Origin of the sequence: Streptomyces sp. NPDC057287, assembly GCF_042667905.1 — a bacterium.
Lineage (GTDB): Bacteria > Actinomycetota > Actinomycetes > Streptomycetales > Streptomycetaceae > Streptomyces.
In genome coordinates this window covers 260,482-274,889 of the sequence record NZ_JBHUYV010000001.1, presented here as the reverse complement: position 1 = coordinate 274,889, position 14,408 = coordinate 260,482, and the positions used below count along the sequence as shown (strand labels likewise).

Genomic DNA, 14,408 nt, shown 5'->3' with positions numbered 1-14,408 from the left:
GCGAACCCGTTTCGAACACATTGTCACCGGGTCCCCCTGCACCGGAGGCCGTCGGGTGGATAAGGTCCCGACAATGGCCCGTCGCAGAGGAGCAGACAGCTACACCGCCCGGTGGCGAAGATCGATGCACCGGGCGCGCATCGCGCTGCGCCGGTCCGGCGTCGACTACTTCCGCGGTGACGGCTCCGACTGGATAGCCCTGGCCGGTCTCCTGATCATCATTCCGGTGATCACCTGCACCACGCTGCTCAACCCGGTCTGGTGCTCCCCGACCGCCCTGGCCCTGCCGATCGTCGCGGGCGGTCTGCTGTTGCGGCCGGCCAGCCTGCTGAGCCTCTACGCGACCGCGGCCGCCGCCCTGATCGTGGAGTCCATAGCCCTCGGTCCCTACGCGGACGGGCCCGCCCGGGTCACACCGGGCACCGTCCTGGTCGTCGCGGCCTGCGGCTTCTTCGGGCTGGTCCTGGCCCAGTTCCGCGCGAGGGTCGGGGTGCCGTGGCGTCGTGGCGGCACGATGCTCTTCGACCTGCGCGAGCGGATCCGGGTCCAGAGCGCGCTGCCGCGGCTGCCCGAGGGCTGGCACCGCGAGATGGCGCTCCGCCCGGCGGGCGGCCAGTCCTTCTCCGGCGACTTCGTCGTCGCCGCCCGCACCAACGGCGGACGCACCCTGGAAGTCGTGCTCACCGATGTCTCCGGCAAGGGCATGGACGCGGGCTCCCGGGCCCTGCTGCTGTCCGGTGCCTTCGGCGGACTGCTTGGCTCCCTGCCGCCGCACGGCTTCCTGCCGGCCGCCAACGGCTATCTGCTGCGCCAGGACTGGGACGAGGGCTTCGCCACGTCCATCCATCTCGTCCTCGATCTGGAGTCCGGCGACTACGAACTCCTCTCGGCCGGCCATCCGCCCGCCCTGCAGCTGCACGCCGGCAGCGGCCGGTGGGAGGAGAAGGCCGCCGAGGGCCCGCTGCTCGGGGTCTACGACGGGGCCCAGTTCGACGCGGTGAAGGGCTCACTGGCGCCCGGGGACGTCCTGATGCTCTTCACGGACGGCCTGGTGGAGGCGTCCGACCGGGACATGGCCGACGGCATCGACCGGCTGACCGGCGAGGCCGACCGCTACGTCGCGACGGGCTTCGAGGGCGCGGCCTGGCATCTGATCGAGGCCTGCGCGAAGGACGTCAACGACGACCGCGCGCTGCTGCTGCTGTCCCGTCGCGCCTGAACCGTACGGAAGTGGTGTAAACGGTGCAGGCGTCAACGCAGCTTTGGGTCATCACTCGAACGTGAAGTCATCCCGGGTGCGCGGACGCGGCCCCGCACCCGGGTCGAGCGCACCTCAGACGGGCACTGCCTCCTTCTCGGCCTCCTGCTCCCGTGCGCGCCCTCCGGGCAGGATCCGGGCGAGCCAGTGCGAGCGGCCGGCCGCCAGCGGTGACAGGACCGCGAGCAGGAGCACGTACCCGGCGATGAACGGGGAGAGCCGCTCGTCGAGGCCCGCACCCGCCGCCATGGTGGCGAGGATCAGCGCGAACTCGCCGCGTGCCAGGAGGGTGGTGGAGATGTTCGCCGTGGCCTTCGGGCCGAAGGCGTAGATCCTGGCCGTGGCCATTCCGGCGAGCACGTTCATCGCCACGGTCACCGCGACGGCGGCCAGCACCGGCCACAGCACGCTCGGCAGGTCGCCCGGGTTGATGGAGAGCCCGAAGGCGAAGAAGAAGATCGCTCCGAACGCGTCCCGCAGCGGATGGACCAGCTTCAGGATGCGGGCGCCCGAGGTGGTGCTGCCCAGCATCAGGCCGACCATGAAGGCGCCGATCGCGTCCGCGACACCGAACCACTCCGAGACCCCGGCCACGAAGACGGCGACACCGAGGAAGGAGATGACGAGGAGCTCGTCGTCCTTGGTGTTCATCAGCTTGCCGACGAGCTTCGTGCCGAACCGGGCCATCAGGGCGAGCAGCAGCAGGAAGCCGAAGGCCTTGCCGCCGTCGAGCACCGCCGCCCCGAGGCTGTCCGCGCCGGACAGGATCGGCTGCAGGGCTGCCAGGTAGAGGGCGAGGAAGACGTCCTCGACGACGATGATGCCGAGGATGGGCCGGGTCTCGGGACTTCCGATCCGGCCGAGGTCCACCAGGACCTTCGTGACGATGGCCGACGACGAGATGCCGAGCACACCCGCCAGGACCAGCGCTTCCGAGGTGCCCCAGCCGAGCGCGAAGCCGAAGCCGAGGCCCGCGCCGACGTTCAGCGCGAGATAGGTCCCGCCGGCGAGCGCCATCTTGCGCCCGCCCTCCTTCAGGTCGTCCAGATGGAATTCGAGACCGAGGTAGAAGAGCAGCAGGACCAGGCCGAGCGCGGAGAGCATCTCCAGGTCGTGGGGGTCGTCGAGAAGGACGACCCCGGGAGTGTGCGGGCCGAGCAGGATCCCGGCCAGGATGAACAGGGGGATGGTCGGCAGCCCGATGCGGCCGCCGACACGGGCGAGGACGGCGGCGGCGAGGAACGCGCCCCCCATGGCGATGAGCGTGTCTGCGTGTCCGATGAGCCTGTCTCCTTCGTCGGGTCAAGAGTGCGTCAAGGAATCGTCAGTAATTAGTTTACCGAACGATCGGGGATGCACGCGTGGACCCTTCGAAGGGGTGCCGCACCGGGCGTACAGTCGGCCCATGCCGATCCCGTATCTGACCCTGTCCCAGGTGGAGGCGATCGCCCGTGACGCCCATCGCGGGCAGACCGACAAGGCGGGGCGCCCGTACGCCGAGCATCTGGCCGCGGTGGCGGAAGGCGTACGGAGCCGGGGCGGCAGCGAGGAGCAGACGGCCGCCGCCTGGCTGCACGACGCGGTCGAGGACGGCGCGCTGTCCCGGGAGTGGCTGGACGATGCGCCGCTGCCCCGGCGGGTGAAGGAAATGGTCCTCGCCGTCACCAAGCGGGACGGGGAGGACCTCTTCGCGTACACCGGGCGGATTCTCGCCACGCCCGGCGCGCTGCTGATCAAGGAGTCGGATCTCGCGCACAACGCGGACCCCGGCCGGCTGGCGGCCCTGGAGCCGGCCACCCGTACCCGGCTGACCGAGAAGTATGCGCAGGTACGTGGGCTGTTGGGGCTCGACGGGGGTGCGGGGCCCACCGACCGGCGGGATCCGGCCAACCCCGCCACGGGCTGACGCGCCGACGGGACCGGCCCCGGTGGTACGGGGCCGATCCGGACAGGCTCAGCGCTTGACGGGGCTCCGGCGGAAGGCCCAGTTCATGTCCGGCTCGGTGGCGAAGCGCATCACGCGCCGGACCGGAGGGGTGCAGAGCAGGGTCACGGCGACCGCCGCGACGAGAGAGACGACGATCAGCCCCAAGGGGCCCGTGAGCCACTCCTGGTGGTCGAACAGGTCGTAGTAGTCGGCGCCCCTCACGAGGAAGCCGTGCAGCAGGTAGCCGCAGATCGTCCCGGCTCCCAGTGCGGTGAACCACATGTGGCGGCGCGGCACCCAGGCGAGGAACGCGACGGTCAGCACCAGCGCGCATCCGAACATCGCGAGGAACATCACGGCCCCCGACCACCAGGGAAAGTCCATCTCCTGGGCACTGTTGCTGCGGTAGAACCAGCCGAGCTGCATGCGCGGCGCGGCCCAGTACGCGAAGACCAGGGCCCCGGCGAACAGCGGGAGGGCCAGCAGCCGTACTTCGCGCCGCCGGATCATCTGGAAGTGCTCCGGCTTCATCAGCAGGCCGAGCACGAAGAACGGCAGCAGCTGGCAGACGCGCTGCAGGTCCAGATCGTCACCGATACCGGGCGTCACCGAGGCGAGTACGGCGATGCCGAGGGCCACCGGGAGCGGGTGGCGCAGCGACTGCCACACCGGTGTGGTGACGCGCCAGATGAACAGGGCGATCAGGAACCAGGTGAGGAAGAACGGGTCGAGCAGGGTGATGGGTGCGTCGCCCTCGCCGCCGGCGTACCGCTTGAAGAGCGAGTACGCGGTCTCGAAGAGCACGTAGGGCACCACGACACCGGTGACGAGTCGCTTCACCTTGGCCGGGCTCATGTCGAACGACCGGGAGAAATACCCGGATACGAGGATGAACGCCGGCATGTGGAACGAGTACACGACCATGTACAGCGCTCGCGCCGTGCGGCTGCCGTCCATCACCGGCTCCCACGCGTGCGCCACGGCGACGAGCACGATGGCGAGGTACTTCACATTGTCGAAGTACGCGTCACGGCGCTTGGCCGGTGCCTGTGCGGTGGTGCCGGCCGGAGCGGTCCTGTCGGTGCGGGAGGGGGCCCCCGTGGCCGTCAGGATCTGCTCATGTCTCGGCTCCGACTCCCGGCTCTCCGGGGTGATCGGGGCCCTCGTAATTTCGCTCGGAGCTTGGGACATCTCATGCACCTTAGACCCGTCGATCGGCATGCGTAAAACCCTGAAGAGATATCGCGTCTTCCCGGGTATTCGAAACTGAAACCACCGAGAGCTGACCGTTAGGTGCTGATTCATCCCCCTTAATTGGGGCATATCGGCGAGTGGTTGGCGAGAGTGAATTTCGTCGCACGAACTCCTGGCAAATCGCTGTGAATGAAGTGTGGGGATATGGAAACGATCACATCGGCGAATATCCGAACTCCCCTGCGCGCAGCGGGCGCACGGTCCGGCCCGGGCGCCCCGCCGGGCGCTGCCCACGCCGGATCACGCAGGGGCGTGCGCGGGCGGCGAGGATGGCGTGATCCGGCCATGTCTCTTCTTCACCCGGCAGCACTCACAGGGCAGTTGGTGGCACGATGGTCGCGACGGTGGCGTGCTGGGCCGCACACCACCGGGCCGGCAAGGCGGACCGACCAAGGGTGTGATCAGTCGTGGCCATTTCACTGTCTGTGGTGCTTCTGCTGGGGATCGTCCTGGTGGTGTTCATCCGCGGCGGGTCCCTCAAGGGCGGGCCGGCGGTCGTCGCCGTGCTCTTCGGCTTCTTCCTGGCTTCGACCGGCATGGCGCCGTCGATCAACAGATTCATGAACTCGATAGCCGACACGATCAATCAGATCAGCTTCTGAGACCGCGTGCCCGGGCCCGGCCGGCCGCCGGCCGGCCCTCCGCCGTGTCGTCGCGCGGGGTGAACGGGGCGCAAGCCCGTACGCCCCTGCGGAGCTCCCGACCGTAAGGACGTCATGCCCGCCTATGTCATAGCTCACCTGCAGGAAGCGGCTCCGCACCCGGACATCGCCGCCTACATGGAGCGGCTCCCCGTCACCTTCGAGGCGTACGGCGGGCGCTACCTCGTGCACGCCACACCTCACGAGGTGCAGGAGGGCAGCTGGCCGGGCCACGTCGTGATGATCGGATTCCCGGGCATCGCCGAGGCCCGGGCCTGGTGGGGCTCCCCGGCGTACCGGGAGATCGCGCCGTTGCGCTCGCGGCACATCGAGGGCGACATCATCATCGTCGAGGGAGTCCCCGAGGGGTACGACCCGAGTGCGGCCGTGAAGGCGGTGCGGGAGGCCCTGCCTCCCGGGTAGCCCACCGGGAACGCGACAGGGCCAGGCGGAGGAAAAAACCTCTGACCTGGCCCTGAGCCGTTGGAGCGGGCGACGGGAATCGAACCCGCGTAGCTAGTTTGGAAGACTAGGGCTCTACCATTGAGCTACGCCCGCGAGCACCGCGACACCGGCCCGGAAGGCCCGGCGGAACTCGGTACGGGAAGCATCGTAGCGGGTCGGGGATGGTGCGCGCACATCCGTATCGGCGTGCCCCCGCGACGGCCTCGGTGACGGCCTGTGCAAAACGGCCGACGCAGCGCTCGTCTCCATGTACCCTACGTGTCGCACCGACGGGGTGTGGCGCAGCTTGGTAGCGCGTCCGCTTTGGGAGCGGAAGGTCGTCGGTTCGAATCCGGCCACCCCGACCACCAGCAAGATCGCATTGTGGGAGTCCTCCACCTTGCCGTTACTATGCAAATTGCGTGCCCGTGTGTCTGATGTACCGGGCTCGATCCGCGAAGCCGCCTCTCGGCGGCCCAGCAGAACCCCAAGAAGTCAGCCACCAAGGAGACCGAACCGTGAAGAGCGCCGTGGAGACCCTGAACCCGACTCGGGTTCGGCTCAGCATCGAGGTGCCCTTCGAGGAGCTCAAGGACAGCCTCGACGCGGCGTACAAGAAGATCAACCAGCAGGTCACGGTGAAGGGCTTCCGTAAGGGCAAGATCCCCAACCGCGTCATCGACCAGCGGTTCGGCCGTGGTGCTGTGCTGGAGGAGGCCGTCAACGACGCCCTTCCGAAGTTCTACACCGAGGCTGTCAACGAGGGTGAGCTCAACGTTCTGGGCCAGCCCGAGGTTGACATCACCGAGCTCAAGGACGGCGAACTGCTGGCCTTCACCGCCGAGGTGGATGTCCGTCCCGAGATCGAGATTCCGGACTACTCCGGCATCGAGGTCACCGTGGACGCACTCGAAGTCAGTGACGAGGACGTCGACAAGGCCGTGGAGCAGCTCCGCGAGCGCTTCGCCTCGACCAACCCGGTCGAGCGCGCCGCCGCCGAGGGCGACGTCGTGACGATCGACCTCGAGGCCAAGGTCGACGGAGAGGTCCTCGAGGACGGCGTGGCCGCGGGTGTCTCGTACACCATCGGTTCCGGCGAGCTCCTCGAAGGCATCGACGAGGCCGTGACCGGCCTGGAGGCCGGTGGCGAGGCCACCTTCACCTCCGAGCTGAAGGGCGGCTCCGCCGAGGGCAAGGAAGCGGAGGTCACCGTCAAGGTCACCGCCGTCGCCTCGCGCGAACTGCCCGAGCTGGACGACGACTTCGCACAGATGGCGAGCGAGTTCGACACGCTCGCCGAGCTGCGCGAGGACAGCCGCAAGCGCCTCGAGAGCACCAAGCAGTACGACCAGGCCACCCAGGCCCAGGAGCGCGTCCTCGAGGAGCTGCTGAAGCTGGCCGAGGTCCCGATCCCCGAGAAGCTTCTCGCGGACGAGGTCCAGACCCGCAAGCACAACCTCGAGCACCACCAGCTCGGCCAGATGGGTCTCGACCTCGAGAAGTACCTCGAGATCCAGGGCAAGACCCTGGAGGAGTTCGAGAACGAGACCTCCGAGCAGGCCGTCAAGGGCATCAAGACCCAGTTCATCCTTGACGAGCTCGTCAACAAGGAGAAGCTGAACGTCAACCAGGAGGAGCTCACCGAGCACCTCATGCGGCGCGCGCAGTCCTCCGGCATGAGCCCCGACCAGTTCGCCCAGGCCGTCGTCGAAGGCGGCCAGGTGCCGATGCTCGTCGGCGAGGTCGCCCGCGGCAAGGCGCTCGCCGTCGTCGTCGAGGCCGCCAAGGTCGTCGACACCAACGGTGAGATCGTCGAGCTCGAGGACGACGAAGACGAAGCGGACGCAGTGGAGGCCTCGGACGAGGCCACCGAGGCGGCCGAGGAGAAGAAGGACGAGAAGAACGAGGCCTGAGCCCCGCTCCGCTCGTTGATCTGATCCGCACGACGGGCCCCGGACGTATCGCGTCCGGGGCCCGCCGTCATATCGGCCCGCGCCCGGGACGGAGCCCGGGAACCCGTGTGCGGACTGCTCACCTTGCGCTCCCAGCGAACAGTTGGGGAAGCGGGATGGCGTTGTCCCACCTGCGCGTTAGGGTCCATGAAGAGGAAGGGTCGGGTAGTCCCGGCCCACCCGGTACGAAGACGCTGAGACGGCCGGAGCCGTCAGAGACGAGCAGGTGGATACGTGACGAATCTGATGCCCTACGCCGCCGGAGAGCCGTCCCTCGGTGGAGGCCTCGGTGACCAGGTCTACAGCCGACTGCTCGGCGAGCGCATCATCTTCCTCGGTCAGCAGGTCGACGATGACATCGCCAACAAGATCACCGCACAGCTTCTGCTCCTTGCCGCGGAACCCGAGAAGGACATCTACCTCTACATCAACAGCCCCGGCGGCTCGGTGACGGCAGGCATGGCGGTCTACGACACCATGCAGTACATCCCGAACGACGTGGTCACCATCGGTATGGGCATGGCGGCCTCGATGGGCCAGTTCCTGCTCACCGGTGGCACGGCGGGCAAGCGCTTCGCGCTCCCGAACACCGACATCCTCATGCACCAGGGTTCGGCCGGCATCGGCGGTACCGCCTCGGACATCAGGATCCAGGCGCAGTACCTGCTCCGTACGAAGACGCGGATGGCCGAGATCACCGCTCACCACTCCGGTCAGACCGTGGAGACGATCATCCGCGACGGCGACCGCGACCGCTGGTACACCGCCGAGGAGGCCAAGGAGTACGGCCTCATCGACGAGATCATCTCGGTCGCGTCGGGCATTCCGGGCGGCGGCGGCACCGGCGCCTGATCCGGGCGTGCAGCACCCCGCTCCCTCTCGTACGCCGAGACCCCCAGCCCACAGTTACGCCACCAGGATGGTGAAGACCCACATGAACAACTTCTCCGGCGCCTCCGCGAGCGGCCTCTACACGGGCCCGCAGGTGGACAACCGCTACGTCGTCCCGCGCTTCGTGGAGCGCACCTCGCAGGGCGTGCGCGAGTACGACCCGTACGCGAAGCTCTTCGAGGAGCGCGTGATCTTCCTGGGCGTCCAGATCGACGACGCCTCGGCCAACGACGTCATGGCGCAGCTCCTGTGCCTGGAGTCGATGGACCCGGACCGGGACATCTCGATCTACATCAACAGCCCCGGCGGCTCGTTCACCGCGCTCACCGCGATCTACGACACGATGCAGTTCGTGAAGCCGGACATCCAGACGGTCTGCATGGGCCAGGCGGCCTCCGCCGCCGCCGTCCTGCTGGCCGCGGGCACCCCGGGCAAGCGCATGGCGCTCCCGCACGCCCGTGTGCTGATCCACCAGCCGTCCTCGCAGACCGGCCGTGAGCAGCTCTCCGACCTGGAGATCGCGGCCAACGAGATCCTGCGGATGCGCACCCAGCTCGAGCAGATGCTGGCCAAGCACTCCACCACCCCGCTGGAGAAGATCAGCGAGGACATCGAGCGCGACAAGATCCTTACCGCTGACGACGCACTCGCGTACGGTCTGGTGGACCAGATTGTCTCCACCCGTAAGACCACAGCCGGCGCGTCCGTCTGACGTCGGTCTTTCCCCTTGGCACATACCGTCCGCACGGCCACGGCCGTGTGAACCGTGCCAAGGGGGGCCCGAACGGGGGGCCAGGCAAGGTACCGTCGGATAGAGGCACCAGGAGCCGCTGAACCAGGCTGCTCCCAGGCGAAGGGGAATCACCTCGTGGCACGCATCGGTGATGGCGGCGACCTGCTCAAGTGCTCGTTCTGCGGAAAGAGCCAGAAGCAGGTGAAGAAGCTCATCGCGGGACCCGGTGTGTACATCTGCGACGAGTGCATCGATCTCTGCAACGAGATCATCGAGGAGGAGCTCGCCGAGACCTCCGAGGTGCGGTGGGAGGAACTCCCCAAGCCGCGCGAGATCTACGAGTTCCTCGAGGGGTACGTCGTCGGGCAGGAGCCCGCGAAGAAGGCCCTCTCGGTCGCTGTGTACAACCACTACAAGCGGGTCCAGGCGGGGGAGAACGGCGGCGGCGCGAATCGCGACGACGCGATCGAGCTCGCCAAGTCCAACATCCTGCTGCTGGGCCCCACGGGTTCCGGCAAGACGCTCCTCGCGCAGACACTGGCCCGCATGCTCAACGTCCCGTTCGCCATCGCGGACGCGACGGCGCTGACCGAGGCCGGGTATGTCGGCGAGGACGTCGAGAACATCCTGCTGAAGCTGATCCAGGCCGCGGACTACGACGTCAAGAAGGCCGAGACCGGGATCATCTACATCGACGAGATCGACAAGGTCGCCCGCAAGAGCGAGAACCCGTCGATCACGCGTGACGTATCGGGCGAGGGCGTGCAGCAGGCCCTGCTGAAGATCCTGGAGGGCACCACCGCCTCCGTGCCGCCGCAGGGCGGACGGAAGCACCCGCACCAGGAGTTCATCCAGATCGACACGACGAACGTGCTGTTCATCGTGGGCGGCGCCTTCTCGGGCCTGGAGAAGATCATCGAGTCGCGGGCCGGCGCCAAGGGCATCGGATTCGGCGCGACGATCCGCTCCAAGCTGGAGATCCAGGCCAGCGACCAGTTCCAGGAGGTCATGCCGGAGGACCTGGTGAAGTTCGGGATGATCCCCGAGTTCATCGGCCGTCTCCCCGTCCTGACCTCGGTCCACAACCTGGACCGCGAGGCACTGCTCCAGATCCTGATCGAGCCGCGCAACGCACTGGTGAAGCAGTACCAGCGTCTGTTCGAACTCGACGGTGTGGAGCTGGAGTTCGAGCGCGAGGCCCTCGAAGCAATCGCCGACCAGGCGATCCTGCGCCAGACGGGCGCGCGCGGTCTGCGCGCCATCATGGAAGAGGTCCTCCAGTCCGTGATGTACGAGGTCCCGTCCCGCAAGGACGTGGCCCGCGTGGTCATCACCCCGGACGTCGTCCGCAACAACGTCAACCCGACGCTGGTCCCGCGCGAGCCGCGCACGATCGGCAAGAACGACGGCGGCGGCCGCCACGAGAAGTCCGCGTAGCGGCAGCGACAACGGCATACGCGAAGGGGCGCCCGGCCAACGGCCGGGCGCCCCTTCGGTCTTGCGGATCAGACCTTGGTGCGCGAGGTGTTGTAGAGCTTGGCGGCGAGGGCGGCCACATCCGCCTGCGGCATGGCCTTGTTGGTCATCATCGCGCCGACGTCCACACCCACGACGATGCCGACCGTGCTGTAGTCGGTCCACACGCACACGGGTGTGACGACTTCCTTGGGGCCCTTCTCGACCGAGCCGTCGGCCTCATCGTTGACCGTCCTGAGGCTCTGGCACTTCATCAGCGCGCCCTCGAACCCTTCGGGCTCGACGGCCTCGGGGTCGCCGACGAGCGAGACCTTCTCGCTGTCCTCGCCCTTCGCCATCTCCAGCTCGGCGTTCTTGAAGGCGCCGTCGACCACCTTCGCGGGGTCGGTGACCTCTCCCCAGAAACCCGTGAGCAGCAGCTGCTTCATGGTGAGTGGGTTCTTCTCGTCACCACTCACGTACTGGGCGGTCACCTGGGTGGGGTTCTTGATCCCCATGGCCTCGGCCTCGGCCTTGTCCTTGCCTGTCAGAGGCTTCGAGGCCGCCGGCCGGGCGCTGTTCTGCTTGTAGTCGTCGACCGAGGCGGCCGGCGTGAGCTTGTACCCCTTGGTGGAGTCCGCGACGTCGCTGTTGCTGGAGCCCCCCGAGGTCATGAAGTACACCCCGCCCGCGATGACCGCCAGGGCCACCACGGCGCCGCCGATGATCAGGCCCGTCTTCTTCTTCGGGGCTCCCGGCTGGGGCGGCATGCCGGGGTACGCCTGCTGACCGCCGTACGGCGGCGTGGGCGGCTGCTGGCCGTACGGGCCGGGCTGCTGCGGGTAGCCGTAGCCCGGCTGCGGGGGCTGCTGCTGCGGCGGGACACCCTGGGGGGCCTGCTGCGGGTAGCCGTAGCCGGGCTGGCCCTGCGGCGGACCCTGCGGCGGCGGGCTCCCGTACGGGCCGGGCTGCTGGCCGTACGGACCCGGCTGCTGGCCGTACGGTCCGGGCTGGCCCTGCGGCTGCTGCCCGCCGTACGGACCCGGCTGGTTGTGGCTCATGGTGCTGTCCCCTCCAGAATGCTTATGCGTTCCGAACATCCTGACGGAAGCGGCGCTCACTTAGGGCATCCGGGCATACACCGTTACTCAACAAACCGGTTTCAGTGCACGACTGTGACGCCCCTAAACTGTCCTGCGTGACCGAGAACGCAGCGCAGCAGCCAGCCAGCATCCCCGAACTGCCGACCCAGTACGCGCCGGCCGAGGTAGAGGGGAAGCTGTACGAGCGCTGGGTGGAGCGCGGTTACTTCACGGCGGACCCGGAGAGCGAGAAGCCTCCGTACACGATCGTCATCCCGCCGCCCAACGTCACCGGCTCCCTCCACCTGGGCCACGCCTTCCAGCACACGCTCATGGACGCCCTCACCCGCCGCAAGCGGATGCAGGGGTACGAGGCGCTGTGGCTGCCCGGCATGGACCACGCCGGCATCGCCACCCAGAACAAGGTCGAGCAGCAGCTCGGCGAGGAGGGCAAGTCCCGTCACGACCTGGGGCGCGAGGCGTTCGTCGAGCGCGTCTGGCAGTGGAAGGAAGAGTACGGCGGCAAGATCCTCGGCCAGATGCGCCGCCTGGGCGACGGCGTCGACTGGTCCCGTGAGCGCTTCACCATGGACGAGGGCCTTTCCGCCGCCGTCCAGACCGTCTTCAAGAAGATGTACGACGACGAGCTGATCTACCGCGCCGAGCGCATCATCAACTGGTGCCCGCGCTGTCTGACGGCCATCTCGGACATCGAGGTCGACTACCAGGACGACGACGGGGAGCTCGTCTCCATCACGTACGGCGAGGGCGAGCAGACGCTGGTCGTCGCCACGACCCGCGCCGAGACGATGCTCGGTGACACGGCGGTCGCCGTCCACCCGGACGACGCGCGCTACACGCACCTCATCGGCAAGCGGATCAAGCTGCCGCTGACCGACCGCACGATCCCGGTCGTCGCCGACCACCACGTCGACCCGGAGTTCGGCACCGGCGCCGTCAAGGTGACGCCGGCGCACGACCCGAACGACTTCGCGATCGGCCAGCGCCACGGCCTGGAGTCGATGACCGTCATGGACGAGCGGGGCGTCATCACCGTCGCCGGCCCGTTCGAGGGCCTCGACCGCTTCGAGGCCCGGTCCGCGATCGTCGGGGCGCTGCGCGAGCAGGGCCGGATCGTGGCCGAGAAGCGTCCGTACGTCCACTCCGTCGGCCACTGCTCCCGTTGCCGCACGACCGTCGAGCCCCGGCTCTCCCTCCAGTGGTGGGTCAAGGTCGAGACCCTCGCCAAGGCCGCCGGTGACGCGGTCCGTGACGGCCGGGTCGCGATCCACCCCAAGGAGATGGAGAAGCGGTACTTCGACTGGGTCGACAACCTCAACGACTGGTGCATCTCGCGCCAGCTCTGGTGGGGCCACCGCATCCCCGTCTGGTACGGCCCCGAGGGCGAGGTCGTCTGCGTCGGCCCCGACGAGCAGCCGCCCGCGGGCGAGGGCTGGACCCAGGACGTCGACGTCCTGGACACCTGGTTCTCGTCCGGCCTGTGGCCGTTCTCGACGCTCGGCTGGCCGGAGGAGACCCCGGACCTCAAGAAGTTCTATCCGACCGACGTCCTGGTCACCGGACACGACATCATCTTCTTCTGGGTCGCCCGGATGATGATGTTCGGTCTGTACGTCATGGACGGCGAGGCCCCGTTCAAGACGATCGCGCTCACCGGCCTGGTCCGTGACGAGCGCGGCAAGAAGATGTCGAAGTCCTTCGGCAACGTCGTCGACCCGCTGGACTGGATGGACACGTACGGCTCCGACGCCGTCCGCTTCACCCTCGCCAAGGGCGCCAACCCCGGCACGGACGTCCCGATCGGCGAGGACTGGGTCCAGGCCTCCCGCAACTTCGCCAACAAGATCTGGAACGCGACCCGCTTCGCGATGATGAACGGCGCGACGGTGGAGGGCGCGCTCCCGCCCGTCGAGCAGCTCTCGGCCACCGACCGCTGGATCCTGTCGCGGCTGAACAAGACCGTCGCCGACGCCGACGCGTTCTACGAGGACTTCCAGTTCGCCAAGCTCAGCGACGCCCTCTACCACTTCGCGTGGGACGAGGTCTTCGACTGGTACGTCGAGCTGTCGAAGACCACGTTCTTCGCCGGGGGCGAGCAGGCGCAGGTGTCCGCCCGGGTCCTCGGCGAGGTCCTCGACGTCACGCTCCGGCTGCTGCACCCGATCGTCCCGTTCGTGACCGAGCAGCTCTGGACGACCCTCACCGGTCAGGAGTCCGTCGTCGTCGCCGACTGGCCCCAGGACAGCGGCTTCCGTGACGAGGCGGCCGAGAAGGAGATCGAGCTCGTCCAGCAGATCGTCACAGAGGTCCGACGCTTCCGCTCGGACCAGGGCCTCCAGCCGGGCCAGAAGGTCCCGGCCGAGCTGACCGTCACCGGCACGGTGCTCGCCCCGCACGAGGCGGCCATCCGCCAGCTGCTGCGCCTCCAGCCGGCCGGCGACGGCTTCCACGCGACGGCCACGCTGCCGGTCGCCGGAGCCACGGTCGCCCTCGACCTGTCCGGCACGATCGACGTCGAGGCCGAGCGCAAGCGCCTCACGAAGGACCTGGGCGCCGCCGAGAAGGAGAAGGCCCAGGCCACCGGCAAGCTCGGCAACGAGGCCTTCCTGGCCAAGGCACCGGACAACGTGGTCGACAAGATCCGTGGCCGGCTCGCCAAGGCGGAGGCCGACATCGAGCGGATCGCCGCCCAGCTGGCGAACCTGCCCCAGGGCTGATCACCTGAGTGCGGAGCCCCCGCGCCCCCGACC

At 68.3% G+C, this 14,408-nt stretch carries 12 protein-coding genes and 2 tRNA genes; 10 read left to right on the top strand and 4 right to left on the bottom strand.

Annotated elements, in window-relative coordinates; all coding sequences use genetic code 11:
* The first annotated feature begins 73 nt into the window (after nt 1–73).
* Nucleotides 74–1,219: a PP2C family protein-serine/threonine phosphatase gene (locus ACFUNE_RS01260; RefSeq protein ID WP_383560920.1), complete on the top strand. Its 1,146-nt coding sequence runs from the start codon at nt 74–76 to the stop codon at nt 1,217–1,219.
* A 114-nt stretch (nt 1,220–1,333) separates the two neighbouring features.
* On the opposite strand, the gene ACFUNE_RS01255 is transcribed toward ACFUNE_RS01260, so the two are convergent.
* Entirely contained in the window at nt 1,334–2,512 is a 1,179-nt protein-coding gene (locus tag ACFUNE_RS01255) for a cation:proton antiporter (protein WP_383560918.1), read from the bottom strand.
* 151 nt (nt 2,513–2,663) lie between these two features.
* Between ACFUNE_RS01255 and ACFUNE_RS01250 the strand changes: the two genes are divergently transcribed.
* Complete coding sequence (locus ACFUNE_RS01250; protein WP_383560916.1) at nt 2,664–3,164, top strand: HD domain-containing protein; 501 nt, start codon at nt 2,664–2,666, stop codon at nt 3,162–3,164.
* A gap of 48 nt (nt 3,165–3,212) precedes the next feature.
* Here the strand turns inward: ACFUNE_RS01250 and ACFUNE_RS01245 are convergent, their stop codons facing one another.
* Nucleotides 3,213–4,376, bottom strand: coding sequence for an acyltransferase family protein (locus ACFUNE_RS01245; RefSeq protein WP_383560914.1), 1,164 nt, complete (start codon nt 4,374–4,376; stop codon nt 3,213–3,215).
* A 470-nt stretch (nt 4,377–4,846) separates the two neighbouring features.
* Here ACFUNE_RS01245 and ACFUNE_RS01240 point away from each other — a divergent pair, with 470 nt between their 5' ends.
* Nucleotides 4,847–5,041, top strand: coding sequence for a hypothetical protein (locus tag ACFUNE_RS01240; RefSeq protein ID WP_069172794.1), 195 nt, complete (start codon nt 4,847–4,849; stop codon nt 5,039–5,041).
* A 114-nt stretch (nt 5,042–5,155) separates the two neighbouring features.
* Entirely contained in the window at nt 5,156–5,503 is a 348-nt protein-coding gene (locus ACFUNE_RS01235; protein ID WP_383560912.1) for a DUF1330 domain-containing protein, read from the top strand.
* Between the two features lie 61 nt (nt 5,504–5,564).
* On the opposite strand, the gene ACFUNE_RS01230 is transcribed toward ACFUNE_RS01235, so the two are convergent.
* Nucleotides 5,565–5,638: transfer RNA gene (locus ACFUNE_RS01230), tRNA-Gly, on the bottom strand.
* Between the two features lie 177 nt (nt 5,639–5,815).
* Here ACFUNE_RS01230 and ACFUNE_RS01225 point away from each other — a divergent pair.
* From ACFUNE_RS01225 to clpX, 5 genes are all read left to right on the top strand, one after another.
* Nucleotides 5,816–5,892, top strand: a tRNA-Pro gene (locus tag ACFUNE_RS01225).
* A gap of 150 nt (nt 5,893–6,042) precedes the next feature.
* Complete coding sequence (tig, locus tag ACFUNE_RS01220; RefSeq protein WP_383560910.1) at nt 6,043–7,437, top strand: trigger factor; 1,395 nt, start codon at nt 6,043–6,045, stop codon at nt 7,435–7,437.
* A 285-nt stretch (nt 7,438–7,722) separates the two neighbouring features.
* Complete coding sequence (locus ACFUNE_RS01215) at nt 7,723–8,328, top strand: ATP-dependent Clp protease proteolytic subunit (protein ID WP_383561667.1); 606 nt, start codon at nt 7,723–7,725, stop codon at nt 8,326–8,328.
* A 67-nt stretch (nt 8,329–8,395) separates the two neighbouring features.
* The gene (locus ACFUNE_RS01210) at nt 8,396–9,079 is read left to right on the top strand and encodes an ATP-dependent Clp protease proteolytic subunit (RefSeq protein WP_329228840.1); all 684 of its coding nucleotides are present in this window, start codon (nt 8,396–8,398) and stop codon (nt 9,077–9,079) included.
* 156 nt (nt 9,080–9,235) lie between these two features.
* Nucleotides 9,236–10,537 (top strand): ATP-dependent Clp protease ATP-binding subunit ClpX, encoded by a 1,302-nt coding sequence (clpX, locus tag ACFUNE_RS01205; RefSeq protein ID WP_383560908.1) that lies wholly within the window; start codon nt 9,236–9,238, stop codon nt 10,535–10,537.
* Nucleotides 10,538–10,605: 68 nt separating this feature from the next.
* Here the strand turns inward: clpX and ACFUNE_RS01200 are convergent, their stop codons facing one another.
* Nucleotides 10,606–11,616 (bottom strand): hypothetical protein, encoded by a 1,011-nt coding sequence (locus ACFUNE_RS01200; protein ID WP_383560906.1) that lies wholly within the window; start codon nt 11,614–11,616, stop codon nt 10,606–10,608.
* A gap of 137 nt (nt 11,617–11,753) precedes the next feature.
* On the opposite strand from ACFUNE_RS01200, the gene ACFUNE_RS01195 reads away from it, so the two are divergent.
* On the top strand, nt 11,754–14,375 hold the full coding sequence (locus ACFUNE_RS01195) for a valine--tRNA ligase (RefSeq protein ID WP_383560904.1): 2,622 nt from the start codon (nt 11,754–11,756) through the stop codon (nt 14,373–14,375).
* Nucleotides 14,376–14,408: the final 33 nt, after the last annotated feature.

Coding starts and splice junctions, on each gene's coding strand:
- ACFUNE_RS01260 (WP_383560920.1), top strand. CDS start 74: ATGGCCCGTCGCAGAGGAGCAGACAGCTACACCGCCCGGTGGCGAAGA.
- ACFUNE_RS01255 (WP_383560918.1), bottom strand. CDS start 2,512: ATGGGGGGCGCGTTCCTCGCCGCCGCCGTCCTCGCCCGTGTCGGCGGC.
- ACFUNE_RS01250 (WP_383560916.1), top strand. CDS start 2,664: ATGCCGATCCCGTATCTGACCCTGTCCCAGGTGGAGGCGATCGCCCGT.
- ACFUNE_RS01245 (WP_383560914.1), bottom strand. CDS start 4,376: ATGTCCCAAGCTCCGAGCGAAATTACGAGGGCCCCGATCACCCCGGAG.
- ACFUNE_RS01235 (WP_383560912.1), top strand. CDS start 5,156: ATGCCCGCCTATGTCATAGCTCACCTGCAGGAAGCGGCTCCGCACCCG.
- ACFUNE_RS01215 (WP_383561667.1), top strand. CDS start 7,723: ATGCCCTACGCCGCCGGAGAGCCGTCCCTCGGTGGAGGCCTCGGTGAC.
- ACFUNE_RS01210 (WP_329228840.1), top strand. CDS start 8,396: ATGGTGAAGACCCACATGAACAACTTCTCCGGCGCCTCCGCGAGCGGC.
- ACFUNE_RS01200 (WP_383560906.1), bottom strand. CDS start 11,616: ATGAGCCACAACCAGCCGGGTCCGTACGGCGGGCAGCAGCCGCAGGGC.